The 24,409-nt window shown below is 43.3% G+C and carries 15 protein-coding genes; 5 read left to right on the top strand and 10 right to left on the bottom strand.

Annotation, left to right across the window (positions count from 1 at the left end; all coding sequences use genetic code 11):
- Positions 1 to 102: 102 nt before the first annotated feature.
- Genes D1136_RS06265 through D1136_RS06255 form a run of 3 tightly spaced genes read right to left on the bottom strand, consistent with a single transcriptional unit; the run spans position 103 to position 5,886 of the window.
- Positions 103 to 2,553, bottom strand: a complete 2,451-nt coding sequence (locus D1136_RS06265; RefSeq protein WP_161876776.1) for a PKD domain-containing protein — start codon at positions 2,551 to 2,553, stop codon at positions 103 to 105.
- A gap of 11 nt (positions 2,554 to 2,564) precedes the next feature.
- The gene (locus tag D1136_RS06260; RefSeq protein ID WP_161876775.1) at positions 2,565 to 4,880 is read right to left on the bottom strand and encodes a hypothetical protein; all 2,316 of its coding nucleotides are present in this window, start codon (positions 4,878 to 4,880) and stop codon (positions 2,565 to 2,567) included.
- A 19-nt stretch (positions 4,881 to 4,899) separates the two neighbouring features.
- Positions 4,900 to 5,886: a PorP/SprF family type IX secretion system membrane protein gene (locus tag D1136_RS06255; RefSeq protein ID WP_370461318.1), complete on the bottom strand. Its 987-nt coding sequence runs from the start codon at positions 5,884 to 5,886 to the stop codon at positions 4,900 to 4,902.
- 218 nt (positions 5,887 to 6,104) lie between these two features.
- On the opposite strand from D1136_RS06255, the gene D1136_RS06250 reads away from it, so the two are divergent.
- The 4 genes from D1136_RS06250 (at position 6,105) to D1136_RS06235 (ending at position 12,948) form a co-directional block, all read left to right on the top strand.
- The gene (locus tag D1136_RS06250; protein WP_161876773.1) at positions 6,105 to 7,610 is read left to right on the top strand and encodes a glutamine synthetase family protein; all 1,506 of its coding nucleotides are present in this window, start codon (positions 6,105 to 6,107) and stop codon (positions 7,608 to 7,610) included.
- Between the two features lie 125 nt (positions 7,611 to 7,735).
- A complete protein-coding gene (locus D1136_RS06245) occupies positions 7,736 to 8,458 on the top strand; it encodes a head GIN domain-containing protein (RefSeq protein ID WP_161876772.1) in 723 nt (240 codons plus the stop codon).
- Between the two features lie 54 nt (positions 8,459 to 8,512).
- Positions 8,513 to 9,277: a hypothetical protein gene (locus D1136_RS06240; RefSeq protein WP_161876771.1), complete on the top strand. Its 765-nt coding sequence runs from the start codon at positions 8,513 to 8,515 to the stop codon at positions 9,275 to 9,277.
- A gap of 476 nt (positions 9,278 to 9,753) precedes the next feature.
- Complete coding sequence (locus D1136_RS06235) at positions 9,754 to 12,948, top strand: S41 family peptidase (protein ID WP_161876770.1); 3,195 nt, start codon at positions 9,754 to 9,756, stop codon at positions 12,946 to 12,948.
- A 47-nt stretch (positions 12,949 to 12,995) separates the two neighbouring features.
- Here the strand turns inward: D1136_RS06235 and D1136_RS06230 are convergent, their stop codons facing one another.
- Genes D1136_RS06230 through D1136_RS06220 form a run of 3 tightly spaced genes read right to left on the bottom strand, consistent with a single transcriptional unit; the run spans position 12,996 to position 18,657 of the window.
- Complete coding sequence (locus tag D1136_RS06230; RefSeq protein ID WP_161876769.1) at positions 12,996 to 14,405, bottom strand: TolC family protein; 1,410 nt, start codon at positions 14,403 to 14,405, stop codon at positions 12,996 to 12,998.
- A 10-nt stretch (positions 14,406 to 14,415) separates the two neighbouring features.
- The gene (locus D1136_RS06225; protein ID WP_161876768.1) at positions 14,416 to 17,577 is read right to left on the bottom strand and encodes an efflux RND transporter permease subunit; all 3,162 of its coding nucleotides are present in this window, start codon (positions 17,575 to 17,577) and stop codon (positions 14,416 to 14,418) included.
- Positions 17,578 to 17,592: 15 nt separating this feature from the next.
- Positions 17,593 to 18,657: an efflux RND transporter periplasmic adaptor subunit gene (locus tag D1136_RS06220; RefSeq protein WP_161876767.1), complete on the bottom strand. Its 1,065-nt coding sequence runs from the start codon at positions 18,655 to 18,657 to the stop codon at positions 17,593 to 17,595.
- A 262-nt stretch (positions 18,658 to 18,919) separates the two neighbouring features.
- Between D1136_RS06220 and D1136_RS06215 the strand changes: the two genes are divergently transcribed.
- The gene (locus D1136_RS06215; protein WP_370461320.1) at positions 18,920 to 19,546 is read left to right on the top strand and encodes a recombinase family protein; all 627 of its coding nucleotides are present in this window, start codon (positions 18,920 to 18,922) and stop codon (positions 19,544 to 19,546) included.
- On the opposite strand, the gene D1136_RS06210 is transcribed toward D1136_RS06215, so the two are convergent.
- From D1136_RS06210 to D1136_RS06195, 4 genes are read right to left on the bottom strand one after another with little or no spacing between them, the layout of a single operon-like run.
- Positions 19,543 to 20,691, bottom strand: coding sequence for an ABC transporter permease (locus D1136_RS06210; RefSeq protein ID WP_161876765.1), 1,149 nt, complete (start codon positions 20,689 to 20,691; stop codon positions 19,543 to 19,545). The genes D1136_RS06215 and D1136_RS06210 overlap by 4 nt on opposite strands.
- Before the next feature lie 16 nt (positions 20,692 to 20,707).
- Positions 20,708 to 21,877: an ABC transporter permease gene (locus D1136_RS06205; protein ID WP_161876764.1), complete on the bottom strand. Its 1,170-nt coding sequence runs from the start codon at positions 21,875 to 21,877 to the stop codon at positions 20,708 to 20,710.
- Positions 21,878 to 21,886: 9 nt separating this feature from the next.
- Complete coding sequence (locus tag D1136_RS06200; RefSeq protein WP_161876763.1) at positions 21,887 to 22,873, bottom strand: HlyD family secretion protein; 987 nt, start codon at positions 22,871 to 22,873, stop codon at positions 21,887 to 21,889.
- 20 nt (positions 22,874 to 22,893) lie between these two features.
- Positions 22,894 to 24,336 (bottom strand): TolC family protein, encoded by a 1,443-nt coding sequence (locus D1136_RS06195; protein ID WP_161876762.1) that lies wholly within the window; start codon positions 24,334 to 24,336, stop codon positions 22,894 to 22,896.
- Positions 24,337 to 24,409: the final 73 nt, after the last annotated feature.

Here is a 24,409-nt window from a genome sequence, read left to right as displayed (position 1 = left end):
AACAATCCGAAAAGTCCGGCACTCCTTGCATAAGCAGGAAACCTGAAACTTTTCGGATTGTTTTTTTATTCCCCCTTAAATCAATCTTTCCGAAACCATTCCTTATTTTACAACAGTGACATAACCTCTTTTCACACTCTCCCCCTGGTATGTCCGATAATATAATTCGTAAAAGTAGGTATCCTGAGGCACAAACTGTCCTTCCCGGGTTCCGTCCCAGCCATCTTCCCCTCTAAATATTTCCACTCCGTTCCGATTCATAATCCTTATCCGGTAGCCTTTCATAAAAAAATCATTTACTCCATCCCCGTTAGGAGAAAAAGTATTGGGAGGAGAAATCAATTCAAAAGCATGGACAGGCAATACCGCTTCTACAGAACAATTCTCGGTATTCGTCCGCTTTAACTTCACTTCATAAGTAACATCTTCATCAAAAGTATAAATATGGAATACGGTTGCCCCCGTAGCCCGGTGTCCATCTCCGAATTCCCATTCATAGGACATCCCCGGAATAGAATCAGTCCACAAATGAATTTGAGGATGATGGGAATCTACATTTTCAGGACGAGCATATATCTCAATATCAGAAGAATGATAAGCCACTTGTTGAGCCATTTGAACTTCTCCGGAACAATTTCCGGGAATTACAACCTGCAAACGTACCGGATAGATACCGGAATCGGCATATTGATGAAGCTGGTATTCCCCCTCACCTGTTTGTCCGTCACCGAAATCCCACAAAAAACGATATCCTTCTTTATCGGTTTGAATCCCTTTCCACTCCGGTTCAAACCGGTAGGAATGTGTTGCACAATCCTCCAAAACCGACCATATTCCCCCAGTGAAAAAAGAGTTTACCTTAAGATTTAAACAAACTATACTATCACAGCCGTTTACAGTTTTATAATGTTTCTCATAAAAACCTGCTTCGCTCTCATTGAATCCAGCATTCTGATAACGTTGACCTTCGCAAATAACTGCTTTTAAGGTATCCCGGAACAAAGGATTTACAGACAATTGCAATTCATAAATGCTATCGCATCCCAATACGGTCTTTAATGAATCAACATAAATACCGGCCTCCTGCAAAAGCCTGCCACGAAACTCCAATTGTTCACCTTCACAAATGGCCTGAACATCAGAAAAGAAATAAGCAGGATATACCTCCAACTGTAAACGTACCAGCGAATCACAGCCTCTGTCACTTCGCAAGTGTAAAGGTTCGCATATTTGTCCGTCCATAACCGTCTCATACTCAAATCCATGTTTTTTATAGTATTGTCCGGCGCATACCGTATCAAAAAGCAGAGTGTCCCCAACCGGAGCGACAGTCAAGTGCAAATATACCACAGAATCACAGTCATAACGGGAGGTCCCTTTCCATTCAAAATAATGTCCACCCACCTGCAAACCGGTAAGATAAAAACCATTCCTGTCATAATCCTCTCCTTCACAAACGGTATCATACAACACGGTCTCAAAAGCCGGGAGAACTGTTAAATGCAAACGAACCAGTGAATCACAACCCAAAACGCCATGCCATAACTGCCGATATTCTCCGGCCTCCCATTCTGTAAAATTATTTTTCGTATAAAGGTCTCCTTCACAAATCGTATCATATATAACCGTTTCCACGGGTTCCAGAACCGTTAATTTCAGGGTCAAATACAAATCGCAGCCATCCGCATTCTCCAATACCTGTTCATAAGTTCCCGCCACAGAAGCTTCAAAACCATTATTCCGGTATACCTCTCCCGCACAAATCGTATCATAAATCACAACCGGGTCAGGGGAGGAAACAAATACTTCACGGGTAGCAGTATTCGTACACCCAACAGAAGAAGAAACACTTACCTGATATTGTACGGTCTGTCTCGGATTATCCAGAATAAAAGGAATAGAAGCGCCCGTATTCCAACGATAATTCAAGGTAGTATCATACTCTACGTCCCGGACAAAAAATGTCCGGATCTGCCTGGTTAATAACAACTCATTCTTCCCCAAGATTCCCACCTGTCCGTCGGCAAAAGAACAGGCCCAAAGGTCAGATGTGTTTGCTTCCGAACTGGAAGAATAAACATAATCCCCAAAGCCAGAACCAGAAGATTTCAAAGCACTGCCCCCAATACCTATCAACACCGGATTAATGTCATTCATAACGGTGTATAACTTTCTTACCTGTCCGACTGCCGGCAAATACCATCCCTGTTCAAGATCAACGCATTGTGCGGCATATTGAGTACCTGGCCCCTGAAACTCCCTTAGTTTTGCGGTATTTCCATATCCCGCAGTATCTGACAGCGCGCGCATCACAGCACGATAGCCACTGGACCCCACGTCAGGTAAAACCGGCACATTCACTTTATCATCTCCCCAGGCTTTTTTTGCCGGCAAATCGTACAAGGCAACCATCCATCCCATAGAACCATCAGGAGCCACCCAGAAAACAACTCCCCGGGAACCGTCAGGATTTCGGATTACATCGCCGATTTTCTTTTGCTGTCCCTGACACACCAAAGAACACAGACACCATATCAAGATAAAAAATCTCATCTTCATGATTTCTAAAATGAACGCACAGCCCTCACCCTCACGCCACTTAATGCTGCTTTATCTCCTAACATCTGACGCCCTCTCACTTCCAGCCCCCAGGCTTGTCCTGTACCCCCTTCACTACTGGACCAATAAAACCATTGTGTATCAACAAACTCAAAAATCTCTCCTCCGACTTCCTCCAAAACCTTATTTATTTCATCCAGATACCCATACATTCTCAAAAGTTGTCCGATGGCCGGCAAATACCAGCCGTCGGCAAAATCAACGGAATAAGCTGCCGGATATACAACTTCATTACCGGCTTGTCTGATTTGGGAAGTATTAAAATAACCGGCAGTATCCAAACGGGAATTGGAGTAATAATAATAATCAGGCAAATCAGGAATGTTATAAGTATTGATTCCCCACTTGCAGGATTTACTTTGATGTTTAATATGCACCACCCAACCATGCTCTCCGGAAGAATCCACATAAAAAACAATGCCCTGGGCCTTTTTATTCCCGGCAGCATACTCCTTTAATTTAACAATGGTCCCATCCTCACAGAAAATATCCCCTATACTGACAGCCGGAGGTTCCGGAGGTATGTACTTTGTACGGCTTCCCCAAGCCTGTAATTCCACTTCCCCTCCCTGACATATCACACTATCCGAAGTCTTGAGGGTAACTTCAGGCGTCTCATACACATATAAATGCAAAGTCACCACACTATCGCATCCATACACAGTCCGGCCCCGTTTTGCGAAAGTAAGGAACCCCGGACAATCCTGGATAGGAACATCAAAACCGTTCTCATGATACTCCGTTCCGGTACATAAAGTATCTATCACAGTCTGCCAATAAGCTCCATGCGGATTTACAATGTAGGGGTCAGGACTCGTAGCACAGGCACCTTTCCCATACAGCAACCGGACGGGACCGGTTTCAGCAAAATCCATGACCTGAACAGTTACCTGAGTGGTTCCCTGTCCGCTTAAAATATCAAAACCCGGAGGGAACTCCCAAACATATTGTCCCATAGTCCAGGATTCCGATATTTTATAAGTCTGTGTGGTCCCTGCACAAGGATATTTCTCTCCTGCTATGTCAGAAGTCAATTTCACCTCAGGATATACCAACAGGTAGAGGGTAACGACGCTATCACAAATTCCGGAAGACGAAGTATAAGTCAGCGTATCTCTATATTCTCCGGGAGCCGGATTCACATACGAGAACCCATAATCCACAAAACTCTCTCCGGGACACAGCTCTGCTTCCACAGGATAATAGCGCTGTAAGACAGTAAGATGAAGCATCAGCTCTCCCACTTCCCCACATGTTGCCGTACTAAAATAAGTGTTGAGATAATTAAAAGTACCTATCTTCCACTGCGCAGGAAGATTATAATTATTTTTTTTGTAGGATTCCCCCTGACAAATTGTATCGAAAAAAAACTTTTCATCAGGCAATACAGGGTCGGCCGTGACATGTGCACTCAATGTAAACCGACATCCTGTAGCGGAAGTAATTTCACAAGCTATTTCCTTCTCTCCGTCCTCCTGAGTATAAGTTACGGCAGAAGCAGTCTGTCCGTCTTGCCACATATAAGAAGAAAAACCGGTAGGCGCAGCAATGGTAAATTGTGTTCCATCACAAGCATCCAGAGACAATTTATGGGAAATACAGGAGGCTGTAAAATAAGCATATCCGAAATGCCCGCTCAAAGCACAGTCATAAGTTACAAACTGGACCTGCACCTCCTGCCCCGCATAAGCAGACATATCCAAACCCACACTCGTCCAGTCGCGCCAACGAATAGGCAGCCCAATCTTATCGTAAGTCCTGAATCCATCAATACCGTCCCGGGCAGACACATCATACTCCGCACAGACATCTATCAGATTACCGTCCTTATCCATAATGCGAACCACAAACCGGGGCTGGTTATTTAGACTATGGCTGGGGTCAACAAAGACTACGGCAAATTTCAGCAACAAAACAGCCTTTTCCGGATCAACTATAAAATGATATGTAATGCTTTCCGCCTCAGACCCCACCTGTTCATTTCCAAGTTTTATCACCCTGGATTCTCCGGGAGGCAACAATTGTAATTCTCCGCCTGTATAAAAATCCTTCCCTTGAGCAGTAATTATCTTATGGCGGTCCTCCACTATCCCTTCATAAAGAAACGGATCTCTGGTATTTCCATAGGTTGCGACCACACAACCTGCACGAAGCTCGGTAAAATCCGGTACATCCGGGGACACCGTATATCCCTGGGCTCTTACTTCCATTCCCGTCCATACCATTATTCCCCAGAATATCACTGCATAGAATCTCATCATCCTCATTTACCACTATTTTTCACCTATCCCATACCCCCCGACAAGAGCGGGAACGCTGAACGGGATAAGTCATCATAATCTCAAAAGACCCGTATGTATTATCCGAAACAGCCTTAAAATTATAATCATACGTACAAAGGAACTTGAGATTCGAAACCAATTTAAAACCAGCCAACACTCCGATCTCCCCCACCGAACGTCCAAAAAGTGAAAACTGGAACTTTTCTTCCTGATTCTCCCGGTTGACATACAGGGAAATCATGCCATCCACCTGAAAATCATCTTCATATTGTTTCAGGCACACTCCATATTCCATATCATAACTCCGGCTAAAAGAGCGGGTCCGATAACGTCCGGCATCAAATCCTCTGGCCAGCGAGCGAGTCCGATAACGGGCATAAGCATAATTCACACCCGCCCAAATATGAGGCTTATCCCTCAAAAACGACATCATATTTTGAGAAGCAATACCCACAATCAGACTCCGGTCATATACATACTCTATTCCCAAATGTGCATTCCAGTCTTTCAGTCCTTTCAATTTCTCATTGAAAAAAACAGGATCATCGAAATTATCCACAACCACCTTGCTCCGGTCTATATTTTGCGTTTGCCAGGAAGCGGCAATACCCAGATTTAAAAAATTGTTCCAGGCCAAACGTAAACTATAAGTATAAGAAAGTGAGAAATCAAGCGTATGGATATAGCCTATCTTATCTTTTAGGATTTTCATTCCCGCCTGCGTACGATAATCTTCCCAAAACAATGCACCGGTAGCAAAAAAAGTAGCAGGCGAACCGTCTAATCCGGCCCACTGCTTCCGGGCAGCCAAAGAAAAATAACCCTTATAATCCAGATTCACATAGGCAGGACTCAGATAATAGGGATTCTCCCAATAAAAAGCCGTTTCAGGATGAATCTGTCCCTGAACCATCAATGAATCCATTTGCCACAGCAAAACAAACAAAAAAAATAATTTTTTTTGTTTGTTGCTAAAACGAAACACTCTTCCGAACACTTACCAATACTCTGAAAATATATACATTTAATACAAAAATAGATATATTTCTCCGATTTCCAAAAATGAATTAAAAGTTATAAATAACTCATATATCCAATAATTTTATTACAAATTATTACAAAAACATTCTCATTTAAAATAATTTTTATAGATTTGTTTTGATTTGATTAAAAATTGTTACAACTAAACTCAAAAATCGGAATATGAAAGAAAACTATTCACTACATCCCAATCCATTAGTAAAATTTCTCCAGAAACCACAAAGAGAATTTACCAAAGCGGATATTATCCGCTATGTGGAGGCCAATGAAATTGAAATGGTCAATTTCCGGTATGCAGGCAGCGACGGCAGATTAAAAACGCTGAATTTCATTATCGGCAGTCCGGAACACTTGGACAATATCCTCACTTACGGGGAAAGAGTGGACGGCTCAAGCCTGTTTCCTTATATTGAAGCCGGTTCAAGCGACCTCTACGTTATCCCACGGTATCGAACTGCTTTCTTAAACCCTTTCAGCGACATTCCGGCAATAGATATTCTTTGCAGCTATTATACCAAAGACGGGAAGCCATTGGAAAGCGCTCCGGAATACACGCTCCGCAAAGCTCATGAAGAATTCAAGAAAACAACCGGCATGGAATTTCAGGCCATGGGTGAACTTGAATACTACGTCATCAGCGAAAAAGAAGAACTTTTCGAAACACCGGACCAAAAAGGCTACCATGAATCTGTCCCTTTCTGTAAATGGGGCAACTTCCGGACGGAGGCCATGCGTGCCATTGCCCAAGCCGGCGGACAAATCAAATACGGACACTCGGAAGTGGGAAATTTCACAATCGGCCACTTACAATATGAACAGAATGAAATTGAATTTCTTCCGGTGGACATCGAAGAAGCGGCGGATCAATTAATGATTGCAAAATGGATTTTACGTACACTCGCCTATCAATACGGCGTTGACTTAACTTTCGCACCCAAAATCACAACCGGCAAAGCCGGTAGCGGTTTGCACATACATACCCGTTTAGTCAAAGACGGAAAAAACATGTATATTTCCGAAGGTAAATTAACAGATGTCGCCAAAAAAGCCATCGCCGGAATATTACAAGCCGCACCTTCTCTTACCGCATTCGGCAACACTAATCCAACCTCTTATTTCCGCCTGGTTCCTCACCAGGAAGCCCCGACCAATATCTGCTGGGGTGACCGGAACCGTTCCGTACTGGTTCGTGTACCTTTGGGCTGGACACAAGGAGCAACCGGAATGATTGTAGACGCCAATCCGCTGGAAAAGCCAGGCAATACCGATCCGGGCACCAAACAAACCATAGAATTCCGTTGTCCGGACGGCTCTGCTGATATTTACCTTTTACTGGCAGGTCTGGCAGTAGCAGCACGCCATGGTTTTGAAATGCCGGAGGCCATTCCTTATGCGGAAGAACGCTATGTCAATGTGAACATCTTCGATGACGCCCACAAAGAGATAGCCAACCGGCTCAGCCATCTGCCGGCTTCCTGTGCAGAATCTGCCGATTTTCTGGCTCAACAACGCAAAATCTATGAAGCTGCCCAGGTATTCAGCCCCCGCTTGATTGACGGACTAATCCAGAAACTTTCCGCTTATCAGGACAGGACACTAAGACAAGAGTTGGGAAATGATACAGAAAAAATCCAGAAACTGGTAGAAACCTATATAAACGCCGGATAACAACCACAACATCTACCATTCATTTGCGTACCAGAAGGCCGCCTGATGAAGGCGGCTTTCTGACATGACAAACTTCTTTCCCGATTTGCCGTACAAAATCTTGATAAAGACCAAAAGAGCATGATATGGCAAAACTTATTCTTTTATCCATCCTCATCCTGTTTCTGCACTCCGTCTCCGGCCAAACTTCCAGAAATGTAAAAGGTTCGGGATATGTGCTCACCCAACAAAGGGAAACAGATTATTTCCACAGCATAATCGTCTCCCGCAATATTTCCGTCGCTATCGTCCAGGGAGAACTCCAACCCCTTACCGTAGAGGCCGACAATAATCTTTTTCCTTACATCAAAACCGTTGTCCGGAATGGTATTTTAAAAATTTATATTTCGGATTCGATAAATATTACCAAATATGCCGACCTGAACGTTCTCATCAGCATGCCCACCCTTCGCAGCCTGACCGCTTACCAGCATTCTCAAATTGACGGTTCCCCCCAAATCTGGAAAATCCCGTCTATCCAAATCAAAGCCAGTGAAAACTCGCAGATAAAACTTCATCTTGAAACCGAAAACATAGAAGTGGACGGAAGAACCTCGGCAATCATAGAACTAAAAGGCAAAACCCAGAATCTCAAAACAACGCTCAAAACCTCTGCCTCCTTAAAAGCCAAAGACCTGGAAACCATCCGGGCAGAAATAGCACTGGCTACTGCCGCAAAAGCAGAAATCAAAGTCGCCAGCCAACTCTCCTATGAATTGGCCGGAAACGTCCGACTCATCCTCTACGGTACACCCGCCATCACAAAATCCCAACTGACTTCAGGCAGTAAATTGATTTGGAAAAAATAAAAGTATTTAACAAAGTAGCGTACAAAATCATTGATATTTTGTTAAAGTTGGTATATGTTTGCAACAAAATTGGTCGTAAACATGGGAAAACTATTTTTTGTGATTGCTTTCATCCCTGCAATAGTATCATACCATCTCTTTAACAACAATACATGCCACTCAGACATACTGGAAAGACAAATAAACGGAATCCCGGAAGAAACTCTAATCCTGCCCCAACAAACAGATACCATTTTCTTGCACCAAAACCAGATCCTGAAAAATGAAAACGACCAGTTAAAAAACATATGTCTTTTTTTAATTATCTCTTTTATCCTTTGCCTACTTACCCTGATTGTTTATCATCACCACCGCAAACTGCAGCTTGAAAACAATAAACTGGCAGAAAGAGTAAAGCACACCACTTGGGGATTCTCCGTTACCCAGGAATTTATCCGGCAAAACCACATCGCTTTCCATCAATTGATTAAAATACTAAATCAGGAAAAATTGACCGGAAACATCTCAACAAAAGTATATAACCAGCTTTATCAAACTTTAATCAAACAAAATGCAGACTATTCCGGAAATTTAATGAACCGGCTAACCAACCTTGACGGTGCTTTTGCTCAGAAATTCCAGGAACGTTTCCCCAATTTTAACACCGACGAAATCCTGATGGCTACCATGATTCACCACAAATGGAAACTGAGCCATATGGCCACCATCTTTCAAACTACTTTAGAAGCTATCCGAAAAAGAAAAACCAGATTGTTAAACAGAATCTCAGACAAAATAGAACAAGATATTGACCCGGAAGAATATTTAATTCAGCTCTGAAAACATTTTTTCATATTTTGAGCAGAAGAAAAAATCCTTATCACCAAACGTCCCCCTGGCATAAAGAATTTAAACAACTATTAATCAGTGGATTTATATCTTTATATTTTTACATTTGTCCCCTATTTTGTCCAAAACTTTAAACTTAGATTCGTATTATTTTTAATAAATTTGCATCCGTTAATCTATTCAGCACACTTAAAAAAGGGAGGACAGGCACTCACTCCCAATCTAAATGCCGCCCCCTAAAAAACGGTTCTCCGTTTTCTGTAGAGTATAGTTCGATTTACGAAGTTTCTCACCAAGCTTTTTTCTCTTTGTAACGAATTATATCTCTACAGTTTTTATACTGTCTCAAACCAGAATAAGTTGCCCATTCTGAGAAAAAAGTGAAAGCCTTGTATTTCTTCTAAACCATAAGTGTAAAAATCAGAGAAATATTAACTTTGTATTTCATACACTTAAAATTATATGGCATGAGAAGTATTTTCCTAATCTTTTTTTGTTTTATCGTCTGGTTCGAAACACAGGCAGAAGAAGCAAGATTGTTACGTTTTCCCCATACCGATGGAAAACAATTGGTCTTTTCTTACGCAGGAGACATATATACAACTGGCTTGAATGGCGGAAGAGCCAGAAAATTAACCTCACACACCGGCTATGAAATGTTTCCCCGTTTATCTCCGGATGGGCAATACATTGCTTTCACAGGACAATACGACGGGAATACAGAAGTATTCATTATACCGTCCCAGGGAGGACAACCCCAACGGCTGACTTATACGGCCACTCTCAAACGAGATGACTTAGGTGATCGGATGGGCCCCAACAACATTGTCATAGGCTGGACTCCGGATAGTAAAAATATCTTATTCCGAACCCGCCAATATACTTTCAATGATTTCACCGGCCAATTAATGTGTGTGCCGGCCGACGGCGGCGAATCTGTTGAAATACCCCTTAAAAACGGAGGCTTCGCATCGTTTTCGCCCGATGGTAAAAAATTAGCTTACAACTACATATTCCGGGAGTTCAGGACCTGGAAAAGATATCAGGGAGGGATGGCAGATGATATCCGTATCTTTGATTTTGATACTAAAAAATCTGAAAAAATTACAGAGCACGACCGTCAGGATATTATCCCCATGTGGTCCTCTGACGGAAAGAGAATCTACTATATTTCAGACCGGGATAATGTCATGAACCTATACGTCTACACACTCCCTCACAAAACAACACGACAACTGACGTTTTACAAAGATTACGACATTAAATTCCCGTCCATGGGAGGAGACCAAATCGTATACGAATACGGAGGTTATATTTACCATTTTGACACCCGGACGGAGAAGGCCCATAAAATAGATATTCAAATTGATAACGACCAGAACTGGGCCAGACCCGAATGGAAAAATGTAGAAAATCAAATCAGTAGCATAGACCTTGCTCCGGAAGGAGAAAGAGTTGTTCTGGCCGCCCGGGGGGATATTTTCACCCTCCCCGCCAAACAGGGTATCACTTACAATCTGACCCATTCTTCCGATGCTCATGACCGTCACCCGCAATGGTCACCAGACGGAAAATGGATTGCCTACCTTTCAGACCAAAACGGAGAATTTAACATCTGGTTGAGGGATGTCGTCACTGAAACGGAAAAACTTTTAACCCACGATATTCAGACCTATATCTTCCATTTCAAATGGTCACCGGATTCCCATTCCATTCTCTGGAGCGAGAAACGCCATACTTTAAACCGGACAGACATTTCCACCGGAGAAACAGAAACCATAGCCCACTCCGGAGCCGGCCCTATTCTTTCTTACAACTGGTCACCCGACAGCCGCTACATCACCTATCTCCAACCGGAAAAAGGAATGAACAACATTATCCTCTATGACCTGAAAACAAAACAAAAACATCAAATTACCGACGGTTGGTATAATGCAGGTTCTCCCAATTTCAGCAAAGACGGAAAATACCTTGTCTTTGTATCCGCACGGACTTTTCACCCCATATACAGCAACACGGAATGGAACCATGTATACAATAATATGAGTAAAATATACATCCTGCCGTTGACCCGGGACGCTTCCATTCCATTTGCACCGAAAAATGATAATATCTTCCTGTCTTCAAAAGAAGAAACTAAAAAAGAGAAAGAGAAGAAACCATCGCCCTATTATTTTGAGGACATTCAAAACCGCATTGTAGAATTACCGGTTATTCCCTCCAATTACTCGAATGTTCACATGATAGGAGACAGGGTGTACTATAACCGGGGTTACACGTATTCATACAATCTAAAGGAAAAAAAGGAAACCTGTTTAAATACCAACATCACTTTTGGTCCGGGATATAAAAAAGCCTTAGCCAGAAACGGCCGTCAGTTCCAGGTGATAGACCTTCCTCTGTCAGCAGTCAGCATCCATTCTCCCATCTCAACCTCCGGCTTAAGAAAACAAATCGACTACCATCAGGAATGGATGCAAATCTACAACGAAAGCTGGCGTCAAATGCGTGATTTTTTCTATGCGAAAAATATGCATGGGGTAGATTGGAATGCAGTATACGAGAAATATAAGGTATTGATTCCCCATGTCAATCATCGTACAGACCTCACCTATGTGATTGGAGAAATGATCGGAGAACTCAACGTAGGACATGCCTATTCGGCAAACGGAGAACATCCTCAACCGGAGCGGATTCCTCTGGGACTATTAGGCGCCCGGTTTAAGAAAGACGCTTCCGGCTATTTCCGGGTCACCAAAATTCTGGAAGGCGCCAACTGGGACCATTCGACCCGTTCTCCCTTAACCATGCCCGGAGTAGAAGTAAAAGAAGGAGATTACATTCTGGCCATAAACGGAAAATCTTTACAGGCAACCACCAACTTTTTTTCCGAATTAATCGGAATGGCCAACAAAACAATAGAACTGGAAGTAAACTCTTCCCCTACCCCCAAGGGTTCCCGGAAAGTCCTGGTAGTTCCTTTGGCCGACGAATCACAACTTCATTATTATGATTGGGTACAGAATAACATCCGCAAAGTCAGCGAAGCAACAAACGGAGAAGTCGGATATATCCACATTCCGGATATGGGAGTTGCCGGACTGAATGAATTTGCAAAACACTATTACCCGCAATTGACAAAAAAAGCGCTAATCATTGACGACCGCGGCAATGGTGGAGGCAATGTATCCCCCATGCTTATTGAACGTCTGATGCGTACACCTCATTTCTTCACTATGCATACCAACCAAACGGAAGGTTCAGTAAGTCCGGTAGGTACATTTCTCGGTCCCAAAGTACTTTTAGTCAATGAATATTCCGCTTCTGACGGAGATTTATTTCCTTACCGTTTTAAATTCAACAAATTGGGTACCGTCATCGGACATCGCACTTGGGGCGGGGTTGTCGGATATAGCGGAACAATTCCGGTTGTAGACGGAGGCTCTATCGTCACTCCGTCCTATGCGCCTTATGCTGCTGACGGAAGCAGATTCATCATTGAAGGACACGGGGTAGAGCCGGATATTCCCATAGACAACGATCCCTATCTGGAATTTAATGGTGAAGACCAACAATTAAACAAAGCGATAGAGGTTATTATGGAAAGAATGAAAACAGAAAAGAAAGAGATTCCGGCCATTCCGGCTTTTCCTGTAAAGTAAAAATTCAGAACGTCCGGACCGGAATTTCAGTCCGGACGTTCTACCCTTTATTCCAATTTTCCGATAGCTTTCAAATAAGTCGATTCGGCTAAATGCAGCTCTCCTTTAGCCGCAATCCACTGACTCCAGGCTTCCTGCCATTGGGCCTGAGCTTCCAGTAAAGAAGTCAGATTTTCCATTCCGACCTGATACTGGTCCTGGCTGACTTTCAAATTTTGTTCTGCCTGCTTTAAGGTACTATTCGCCAGATTCACCCGGCTTTGGGCATCTTTAAGCTGAAAACGTCCCGAAGCAATCTCTAACCTCATCCATTTGGCAGAACGTTCCAATTCCAAATGGCTAATCTCCTTTTCCAAGGTTGCCGAACGAACCTTATTACGTCCTTCTCCCCAATGAAATACAGGTATCTTCAATGCCGCCATAGCAGAAAAAGTAGCATCGGCCTCATCCTGTCCGTTTAACTTAAGTCCGCCACTATAACCATAACCGGCAGACACCCCTAATTGAGGCAAATAATCCGAACGGGTAAAAGCCACCTGCTGACCTTTCAAATCAACTTCCTGCATCAACATACTATAATCGGGACGTTGACTCAAAGCAGTATCTAAATTCCAAATCCGGGGGTCTACATAATCAGTAAGTGTGTCCCTTACATTTACTTCGGTCTGCAAATCCAGGCCTGTCAGACGACAAAGATTCATGCCTGCCAAGGTTTTTCCATTTCTTGCTTTTTGCAGCATCAGTTCGGCTTCGTTCAACCGCACCTGAGCTTTCAATACTTCATTTTCCGCAGCCATGCCTACCTGCCGGGCATTTTGCAGATTTTTCACCAATTCTGCCACGACATCCCGATATTTCTCTGCAGCGATCACCTGTTCTCCCACTTCCAGCAATTTCCAATAAGCCTGGTCGGTCTCCAACAAGACTTCTGAACGGTTATAACGGATATTATCAGTCGCTATCCGTTCTCCGACTTTAGCCATACGAAAAGCAGTTTTTACCTTTCCTCCCATATATATAGGCTGCTCCAGCTGTACTCCCGCAGAATAGACTCCCCGCAAACTTAATTTTAAACGAATATCCGGTAAAAAAGCATATTCATTAAAAACCGGATTTCCCTGGGCATCCGTTACCGGCCGGTGTGTTTCAGGGTCCAGCATCACATTCGGTTCCAGATGTCCTCCTTCACCCGGCTTGTAAGTCGGCAAATAGCCCCCTTTCACTTTATAGCTATATTTCTTATGATTATAAAATCCTAAACCAACAACCGACAATTTGGGAGCAAAATCAGCCCGTACCAGATTTACTTCCAAAGTTGCTTTTTGTTGTCTCCGGCTGGCAATGACCATCTCCTCGCTATTCTGTACAGCCATATCCCTGCACAGTTGTAAATTCAATTCCACCTGGGAAAACAACACTCCCGGAAAAAAACAAACGATCAATAAAATTATTCTCATGCCCTCGTGATTAACTTAAATGAATTTGTGAAGCTTTTGTCTTGTCCTGATGGGGGAAACGGATATGAAAAAAAAGCGAATAAAGAATGGGTAAAAAAACCAGGGTAACCACTGTTCCAATAAACAATCCTCCCATAATAGTAACCGCTAAAGCACCAAACATATCATCATTTACCAAAGGAATCATTCCCAAAATAGTTGTCATTGCCGCCAAAAACACAGGCCGTAAACGGGAAGTGGACGCATCAATCAAAGCTTGAAAAGCCTCCTTACCGGAACGGATCTGCATATCCACCTCATCCACCAGGACAACCCCGTTTTTAATCATCATACCGACTAACCCCAGAGCCCCTACAATAGCCACAAAACCAAACTCCTTGCCGGCCAACAACATGCCTGCCACCACTCCGGTAATAGCCAAAGGGAGACAAAGCAAAATCATCAAAGGCCGGCGAAAATCCTTAAACAAGGCAATCAAAATAGCCAGCACCAAAACAACAGCAATAGGAACATTCTTAAAAAGATAAGATTCCGATTGCGTACTGGCCAAATATTCTCCCTGCCATTCGGTTTTATATCCGGCAGGAATCGGGATGGCATTGATTTTAGGCAGCAAACTATTCCGGACAGCCGTAGTGGTATAACCGGGAGCATTGTTACATTGAGCTGCAATAGAACGCTGTCCGTTATACCGTCTGACTACGGGAACCTCCCACTTCACATCAATACCACTGCTTGCCTGATTCAGAGGCACCGACCCGGTCAATCTTCTTAATATCTCGTCACTACTAACCATTCCGGCCATTAATTCTTTTACGGTTTCCATTCCGATACCATTCGTAGAAGGAACCATGCTCCACACCGGCACATTACTCAGACGCTCCGGACGTTCGCCCCGTCCATCAACACTTTTCAGGTAAATCGGCAGGTCATGTTCTCCTTCATAATACGAACCAACAGGCAATCCGTCCGTAGCAGCCAGCAAAGCCAAACCGACATCTTCCCTGGAAAGATTTACATCCCGGGCTATCGCTTGCTGATAAAGCACATTCATAGCCGGCGTCTCAGGTCCCCAATTGTTCGTCACCAATATAGCCGTAGAATCGGCCCTCATGATATCCTCCACCTCTGAACACAAACGCTTCAACACTGCCGGATCAGGCCCTGTAATCATAAACTGTATAGGAAAATCCATGTACATCAGATTGTAGCGTTTCATCCGGACGTAAGCCTGAGGATAATGAGAAGACAGGTAAATCTGTAATTCAGGCAATTTTTCCTTTAAAGTCTCCGGAGAAGTAAAATCCACGATCAGTTCACCATAACTCAGAGCAGGCTCCGCCACTGTTCTCACCAGATTATACCGGGAAGGAGTACCGCCGAGGCTAATGGTTACCGCCGTTATTTCCGGCTGACTGATAAGATACCTTTCCATAGCTGTCAGGTCAGCCTTAACGGCTTGCGGATTCGTCCCGTAAGGCATCTTATATTCAATATAAAGCTGGTTATAACTCAAATCCGGGAAAAAGCCCTGTTTAATAAAACGAGCTCCAAAAACACTGACTACCAATAAAACCAAAATAACGATAATCCAGCTCCAGCGATAGCGGATGGCAGAACTCAGCAAACGCTGAAATTGCCTGTATACACGTCCATTAAAAGGATTATTATCCGCATTCTGAGGAACGGGTTTTACTTTAAAAATACGGTCTGCCTGAATAGGTACATAAGCCAACGCCAATATCCAGCTCAACCACAAAGAAACAGCCAATACAATAAACAAATCCCTCACATACTCCCCGGTTGTATCCGGAGACATGAAAATCGGCAAAAAAGTGAGAATACCTATCGTAGTTGCTCCAAGCAAAGCCCAGGCAGTTTTTTTGGTAATATTGACAAGTGCCGCCGGCTTCGGAATACCCCGTTTCAGGTCAACCATAATTCCATCTGTAATCACAATAGCATTATCCACCAGCATTCCCATAGCCACAATAAAAGAGGCAAGCGAGACCCGCTGCAATGTCCCATGCATCATATGCAATATAACAAATGACCCCAACACAACCACAACCAAACCTATACCGATGATATAGCCGCTCCGGAAACCCATGGCCAGCATCACAATAATGATCACAATCAGAACGGATTCTATAAGATTAATCATAAATACATTAATTGCACTTTTCACCCGTGCCGGCTGAAAAAACACCTTTTCAAAATTGATTCCTGCCGGAATGATTGTCTCCTTTAATTCTGCCAGTTTCTGATCTATGGTCTTTCCCAATTGGATAATATTCCCCCCTTTTTGCATGGCAATGGAAATAGCAATCGCAGGAATACTGTCATAAATCAACCCTTCCCTTTGCGGTTCCACATACCCTTTACTGATATCAGCAATATCTCCCAAACGAATATGGTCCTGTTCATGTCCCCTGATCAGCAAACTACTGATATCCTCTATACTGTTAAAACTGCCATCTACACCGACGCGTACCCTTTTTACCCCACTGTTATAATATCCGGAATAAACTGTGGCATTCTGTCCTCTCAAAGTCAGGACAATTTCTGCAGGATGTACGCCTAAATTAGCCATTTTAGATTCCTGAATATCTATATTAACACAAGCCTGGCGTTCTCCGTAAATATCCACACCGCTGACGCCGTCTATATCCAGCACAGTACGGCGTACCAACTGAGCATAATCCATCATCTTCTGGTAATCAAAGCCATCGGAAGTCATAGCATAAAACATTCCATAAACATCCCCGAAATCATCCAATACCATAGAAGGCTGTGCTCCCTCCGGAAGTTGCGACTGTACATTCGCCACTTTCCTTCTCAGAATATCCCAATTTTGTTGCAATTCATCCAAAGGAACAGTGCTGCTTAACTCCACCAGAATCTCTGACACATCATCCATAGAACGAGATTCCACATGATCCAGGTCCCCCATCGAACGAATGGATTTTTCCAACACATCGGAAACTTCCATTTCTACCTGCCAGGCCGAAGCACCAGGAAAAGCCGTTACCACCATTGCCTGTTTCACTGTAATGGCAGGGTCCTCCAACTTGCTCATCGTAAAAAAAGAATATACTCCCCCTATCGTAAGTACAAGCACAAAAAAATAAACCAGGGCCCGGTTTTTTAAAGCATACTCTGTAAAATTCATACCTGACTATTTACATTATAAAAGTTTACCGATATTAGTAGGTGAAGCCGGAGGCAAAGAGCGCACTTTCTGCCCTTCCTTCAGGTCGTTTACACCGGCAGAAACTATAACCTGCCCTTTCTGCAGAGGCGATTTTATCCACGCTCTCCCGTCTTTATGCAACTGGACTACCTGGACAGCTATTTTCTGAATCGTCTGTTCCGGTTCAAGGACCAACCACACAAAAGAACTTCCTCCTTCCTGAAATAAAGCATCTATGGGAACTACACAAAAATCATTGGCTGCCGGTTTAAAATCAATAGTAACCGCAACACTCATTCCATTAGCCAATCCCGGAAGGCTATCCCGGTTTAAACGGAAACGGGCATGAAACAACTGATTATAATTGGCCCCCCGGTTTATATCTATCAATTCCAGAGGTAAAATCCTATCCGGATAAGCATCTGCGATGGCCGAATAACCGGCAAAGTCACTCCGGCGGACAAAATCAGCAGCCGGAATATCAACTTCCACCTCAAAATAATCCTCATTTATCATAGACAAAACCGGAGTTCCCGCACTAACAATTTCCGGAGCTCCATAATATTTATTTTGGATATACCCATGAAAAGGAGCCTTTAACCGGGTATCTTCCAACGCATTCCGGTTTGCATCATACGCAGCAGTTATTCTTTTTTTTGCAGCCACAGCCTTATCATACTCGTTAATTGAAATGCTTCCCAGACGATACAATTCTATCAACCGGTCCGCTTCTCCGGTAACCTGACTATATTCCGCCTGGGTAGCGTTAAACTGAATTTGATAGTCCCTGGGGTCCAGCTCTGCCAGGAGCTGTCCCTTTTTCACATATTCCCCTTCGTGTACATATATTTTACGGATAGGGCCAGCTACCCGAAAAGCCAGATTCGCATCCTCGGCAGCTTTGATTCTTCCAGGGTAAGTAATTTTGTTTTGGTCTCCATACGCTCCGACCCGGGTGGTTTTCACCAATTGAGGAATATCTAAAGGTGCGGAATTTTTCCGGCAAGCCATACAACTTACCAATAATACAGATAAAACAATAAAATTATCTATTTTCATTTTCTCATTTTTAACTTATTATTTCAAAACTTCTAACATATACCTCAATTCTTCTCAAATTGTTACAAAAAAATCAAAAGATAAACTCCCTCCGGTCCAAAACACAAACCCATATCCATTTCCCGATAAAATAAACAGGGGATAGGTGACTTTTTGTATATTTGTTAATTGAAAGAGAAAAAAGCATTTATACAGTATATTATACTGATAGCGGATGGTCATGCCCGGGAAAAAAGACACAGGAACTAAAGAGAGACTGCCTATCGTGGCTGCTTATCTGCGGGTAAGCACAGATAAGCAAACAATTCTGAACCAAAAAAGTGAAATAATTAATTTTTGTAAACACCAAGAATTGAAAATTACAATGTGGTGTACAGAAACAGTCAGCGGAGCCAAAAAAGAAAATGAAAGGGAATTAGGCCCATTGCTAAAAAAACTTCAAAAGGGAGATACGCTGATTATTACGGAGGTTTCCAGGCTCAGCCGGAAAATGATAAATATTATGAATATCATCCACCAATCCATTGAAAAAGGAATTACGATTCATAGTATCAAAGAAGGCTACAAATTTGACTCCTCCATCAATAGCCAGGTGCTTGCTTTCGCTTTCGGATTATGTGCGGAAATAGAACGTACCCTAATCTCCCAGCGTACACGGGAGGCCTTGGCACGCCGAAGAGCCCTGGGCATTAAACTGGGACGCCCCAAAGGTAGCCTAAGAACCGGGAAGCTATTGGCATACGAAGCCGAGATTAAAGAATTGCGGAGAGAAGGGGTTTCTTTCCAAAAAATCGCCATGCGTTATAAAGTCTCTGCCGAAACCGTACGGTTATTCTGTCTGCGCTATCTCATAAAAACACCACAAACCTTTCCGAAAAGAAATGCCTAAACCGAAAACTTCATTTCTCTCCGATACAAGAAACACGCCAAAACAAAATATATGACTGCCAAAATCCAAAGACTTGCATATTCCGGCAACACATCTTTCAAAGTAGCCCCCATATTATTCATTTTAACAAAACCATCAATCCCGTGAGTAGAGGGAAAAACTTTTGAGAAAGCAACCCAATACCACGCAATCCCCTCTTTGGGCCAGGAAATACCGGAAATGAACATTAAAGGCACTGAGGTAAACACAAAAAGTAAAAAAGGATATTCTCTCCCTTTGCTCAGGAAAGAAGCTGCCAGAGCCATAAAAGCACAAGCCAGCAAAAAAGGAAATAAAAACAGCATTAATTCCGCTTTTCCGGCAATTTGAGTAAGGCTGAAGAAACGGGGAACAATAAAAAGTACCCAATATCCCATGACCAGATAAACCGGAAGATAAAGAACCGCTTTCCCGAGAACAATTTTCCAAGCCTGACGGTAATGCCGGTTCCGGGGAATCATTTTACCGTAACGGTCTCGCCGGATTCCTGCCAAAGTAGCTACTCCTAAAAGCAATGATTGCTGAATAACCAAAATCAGAACAGCCGGCATGATAAAAGAAGTAAAACCTCCCTGCGGGTTAAACAGCTTCACTTCAGCTATTTTCACCGGCGAAACCGCTATTTCCTGCTCTATCCTGGAAGCATAATCCAATCTTTTCATTTGAATCTCCTTTCCCATGGCCAAAGAAACATCACTGGCGGCCTGGGCTAAAGCTTTGTAATTCAATAGAGCCCCCATATTACAATACAAAGCTACATGCGCCTGCACCCCCCGGTTTATATTTTTACTAAAATCAGCAGGAACTTCCAGGATTCCGTACACTTCTTTCCGGTCCATGCATACCTTAGCCTCTTCAAGACTGGCACAGTAAACCGCAACCTCAGCTCCGGCAGTAGCATCCCACATTTGCAAAAATTCCCGGCTCAAAGGAGTCCCTGAATGGTCGACCACTGCTACAGGAACATCCCGGACAACCTCATTGCTATAAATATAAGTGTAAATAATCGGATAGCCTAAAGTCAGCAATATAAAAAAGGCCCTGACTCCCGGCTCCCGGAACACATCATAAAATTCTTTACGAAATATGTAAAAAATATCTCTCATGATTTACATCTGTCTTTTAAGGCAAATAACGATTCTTTTTCAAATCCCGATTCAATTTCGGCAAAATCAGCAAAGGCAACACCGCAAACATTCCCAAAGCCAGATAAGATTGCCAGGAATATATCATAGCAACACCATTCAAAGCCTGGTCTACATACAGCAGATAATAATGTCTCAATGGAAACAAATGACAAACCCACTGAACAAGCCAGGGCATAGAAGTCGCAGGATAGGTAAATCCACTGACAGAAAACGACAATACCCCCCATAAAGCACAAACGCTCAGAGCTATCCTTCCACAAGGGATTATACCGAAAACAAAAAGCGCAAATCCCTGCGCTGCAAGAACAAGCAAAAACATACTCAAAAACATGGGAAAAAACCCGCTATTCAGGGGGAAATGCATATACCCATATAACACCGACAGATAAAGCAAGCCCACCACCAGAAAAATCAACGTCTGAGGCAATAACTTTCCTGCTAATGCTACTGCAACAGAGTTGTTTGATTCCTTCAACCATTCTTCCGTTGTATTGTCTTTTATTTCCTGAACAATACTGTAAACAGCCGTAAACATAGCAAACATAAAGACAAAAGCCGGCATCAAGACACTGGCCAGATAAATGGCATAACTAATCCACGGATTATTCAACGGATTGATATCCACAGTAACAGGCATCAACCGCGCCTGCAATTGAGGTCCCCCCTTTCCTTTCGCTAACATCAGGGCTTGCTGTACAGCACCGTTTGCCAACACCGCCTGCAAACGCATATCTTTGTAAGCCAGGGAAGCAGGTAAAAGATAAGTATCGTTCGTATAAAAAGAAATCATCGGCTCTTTCCCGGCAGACACCTCACGACGAAAATCCACAGGTATATGAAAAATGCCGTAAATCTTCCCCTGCTGCATTGCTTTCCTCGCTTCTGTAAAATCTGCAGTACGCAACACAACTTCCGTCTGCGGAATAGCATCCAAAGAACGATACAATTGCCGGGATAAAGCAGTATTATCCTCATCTACGACCGCTACCGGTAAATGCATTGGCAATCCCTCTTTCAGTAAATCAGCAAAAAAAACAAAACAAAATACCGGGGCAAAAACGAGAATAAACCAATAAATACGTTTGGTCGCCAAACGGCAGAATTCCCGTTTCATGACATCTATTACCCGCTTGAAAATTTCCATACCGAAATGCTATCGCTTCACCTGTTTTAAAACACTCATTCCAGGCCGCAAACCTTCTATCTCATGCGTCGGTTTTGCCTTTACCCGGAAAGTCTTCACATCATACTGTCCGGTAGTCTTAGTCGCCCTCCAGGCTGCATAACTCCCCATATCCCTCAAATAAGTAACTTTCAATTCCACTTTCTGATGGCCTAAAGCCGGAACGACAGCTTCGAAAGTCTCTCCCATCCGGAAGTCCGGCAATTGTTCTTCCCGCACATTAAAAGAGACCCACATATCCGACAAATCCAACACCTCCATGACAGGAGCACCGGTTCCGACCAGCTCGCCTACTCTCGGATAACACTCGGAAATTTCCCCATCAATCGGCGAAACCAAATAAATCTCCCGAACATAAGCCTGTACTTCCGACACTGCTCCCCTGGCACGGTTCAATTGTGCCTCGGCCGCTAATTTATCTTCTCTCTGAGCTCCGTTACGGGCCATCTCATACTGTGCCTTAGCAGCTTTCTCTGTAGCCTCCATCGCCTTGTAGTTTGCTTCCGCTTCGTCCCTTTTCTGAGCCGGAATCACTTCATTTTCATACAATTTTTGCAATCGTTCATAAGTTTTTTGAGCCACTTCCATTGCAGCTTTTGCTTTCTGCCAAGTCTGATAAGCCATCACAATCTGCTCAGAACGGGTCCCCGCGTCCGCTTTTTCGTTCAAAGCCTGTGCTGCAGCTTCGGCAGCCTCGGCCTGAGTGTATTTAGCCAACACTTCCGGACTGTCTAAAACCGCCACAGTATCTCCTTTCCGTACCCAATCCCCTTCGTCAAAACGAAAAACCGCGATCCGCCCCGGAACTTTCCCGGAAATGCGGACTTCCGTAGCTTCTGCTTCCCCCTGGATATATTCCGGAGCAGGTTCCCAAAATACAAATCCAAAGACAGCCACAACCAAAACTAAAAAAACGATTGCCGTAAATATACCCAGCTTTCTATTTGTCTTTTCCATACATTAAAATTAATCCGTCATTATCTATAAATTTCCTTTCCTAAAGTTCCATACGCTTGTTGTAAATACACCTCACACAATTTCACCTCAATAGAAGCATCTATCAGGTCGGAATAAGCAGATAACCAGGCGGTCTGAGCTTCCAACACGTTCGATACAGGAATGGTTCCTTCCTGAAAGCCGAGCTTGGCATACCTCAGATTCTCATTGGCCTTTTCCTGGTTATTCCTTGCCAATTCCAGTTTCCGAAAAGCTTCTTTTACTTTAAATTGAGCCTGACTCACCTGCAATTCTATTTTTTCCTTAGCCTCCTGTAACTTATAATCCATGATACCGGTTTCTGCCCTGGCACTACGAACACTCTTCCGGGATGCCCCCCAATGAAAAACAGGAGCTTTTATTCCAATTCCCACACTCCACATACCATCCAGTTTTGTGCTGATCCCATCGAAAAAAGAAGGAGTCATAGCCACATAATTCGCCATAAAAGCAATAGAAGGCAAATATTCCGAACGGGCAATTTTTTCTTTTTTCCGATAAATATCAACAGCCAAAGACAAACTGTTGATCTCCGGGCGATTTTGATAAATCTCCTCCAAATGCAAAGGAGAGACAGCAACAGATTCATTCTCCACTAACTCTTCCTTTAAAGAAAAAACAGTGTCTACCGGCAAACCGCATATCTGATTCAAAGCCATACGGGAAAGTGATAATCCATCCTCCACCCGCACTAACGTCATCTCTGCCTGATTCAATTTTACCTTCACAGACAATACATCTGCCTTGGTAGAAATCCCGGTCTCATACATCAATCCAATATCATGCTCAAACTTCCGAAGGGTTTCCACATATTTTTCCGCCAATTTCTTCCGGTTCACCAAAGACACTATCTGCCAATAAGCCTCATCCGTTTTTAAGATAACCTCCTGCACACCTTGCTCCCATCCGCTTTGAGCCAACTTTTCCGATAATTCAGCCAGTTGATTATAAGCCCTGATTTTTCCTCCCATATACAAAGGCTGGGTCACCCCCACCTGCAAGACAGCCGTATTCCGGTCATCCACAGTCATCGCCTCCTTAGGCAATAACGCATAATCTTTAGGCACAGGTGTTCCGTTGACCAACACCGGTTTCCCATCCGGTCCTGTCATCATCTGGTCGGGACGCAACGTCCAGCCGCCATCCGGTCCCAAACTTCCAACCGGCAAGTGGGCATCTTCGGAAAGCAAATTAATCTCCTTCTGATTCCGCATATAAGCTCCCATTGCATCAATTCCCGGAAGATACTTAGTAAATGCTTCCTGTTTTTTAAACCGGGCGGTTTTCACCTGCTCTCCTGCAATCTTTAATTTCTTGTTATTTTCTAAAGCCAATTGCCGGCATTCTTCCAAACTTACCGGATTTTGTCCTTGCAGACCGGCAAGTACCCCCATCAACATCACGGTCATGAATAATTCCTTCATATTTCACTTCCTAAAAATTCAACAATACCTGTTTCACTCTAACGTATTTCAATTTATACTTTTCGGTATGTAT

Origin of the sequence: Odoribacter sp. Z80 (genome assembly GCF_009935865.1) — a bacterium.
Taxonomy (GTDB): domain Bacteria; phylum Bacteroidota; class Bacteroidia; order Bacteroidales; family Marinifilaceae; genus Odoribacter.
The sequence above is the reverse complement of the archived record's forward strand: the minus strand, read 5'-3'. Positions and strand labels throughout refer to the sequence as shown.

Coding starts and splice junctions, on each gene's coding strand:
- D1136_RS06265 (WP_161876776.1), bottom strand. CDS start 2,553: ATGAGATTTTTTATCTTGATATGGTGTCTGTGTTCTTTGGTGTGTCAG.
- D1136_RS06260 (WP_161876775.1), bottom strand. CDS start 4,880: ATGATGAGATTCTATGCAGTGATATTCTGGGGAATAATGGTATGGACG.
- D1136_RS06250 (WP_161876773.1), top strand. CDS start 6,105: ATGAAAGAAAACTATTCACTACATCCCAATCCATTAGTAAAATTTCTC.
- D1136_RS06245 (WP_161876772.1), top strand. CDS start 7,736: ATGGCAAAACTTATTCTTTTATCCATCCTCATCCTGTTTCTGCACTCC.
- D1136_RS06240 (WP_161876771.1), top strand. CDS start 8,513: ATGTTTGCAACAAAATTGGTCGTAAACATGGGAAAACTATTTTTTGTG.
- D1136_RS06235 (WP_161876770.1), top strand. CDS start 9,754: ATGAGAAGTATTTTCCTAATCTTTTTTTGTTTTATCGTCTGGTTCGAA.
- D1136_RS06230 (WP_161876769.1), bottom strand. CDS start 14,405: ATGAGAATAATTTTATTGATCGTTTGTTTTTTTCCGGGAGTGTTGTTT.
- D1136_RS06225 (WP_161876768.1), bottom strand. CDS start 17,577: ATGAATTTTACAGAGTATGCTTTAAAAAACCGGGCCCTGGTTTATTTT.
- D1136_RS06220 (WP_161876767.1), bottom strand. CDS start 18,657: ATGAAAATAGATAATTTTATTGTTTTATCTGTATTATTGGTAAGTTGT.
- D1136_RS06210 (WP_161876765.1), bottom strand. CDS start 20,691: ATGAGAGATATTTTTTACATATTTCGTAAAGAATTTTATGATGTGTTC.
- D1136_RS06205 (WP_161876764.1), bottom strand. CDS start 21,877: ATGGAAATTTTCAAGCGGGTAATAGATGTCATGAAACGGGAATTCTGC.
- D1136_RS06200 (WP_161876763.1), bottom strand. CDS start 22,873: ATGGAAAAGACAAATAGAAAGCTGGGTATATTTACGGCAATCGTTTTT.
- D1136_RS06195 (WP_161876762.1), bottom strand. CDS start 24,336: ATGAAGGAATTATTCATGACCGTGATGTTGATGGGGGTACTTGCCGGT.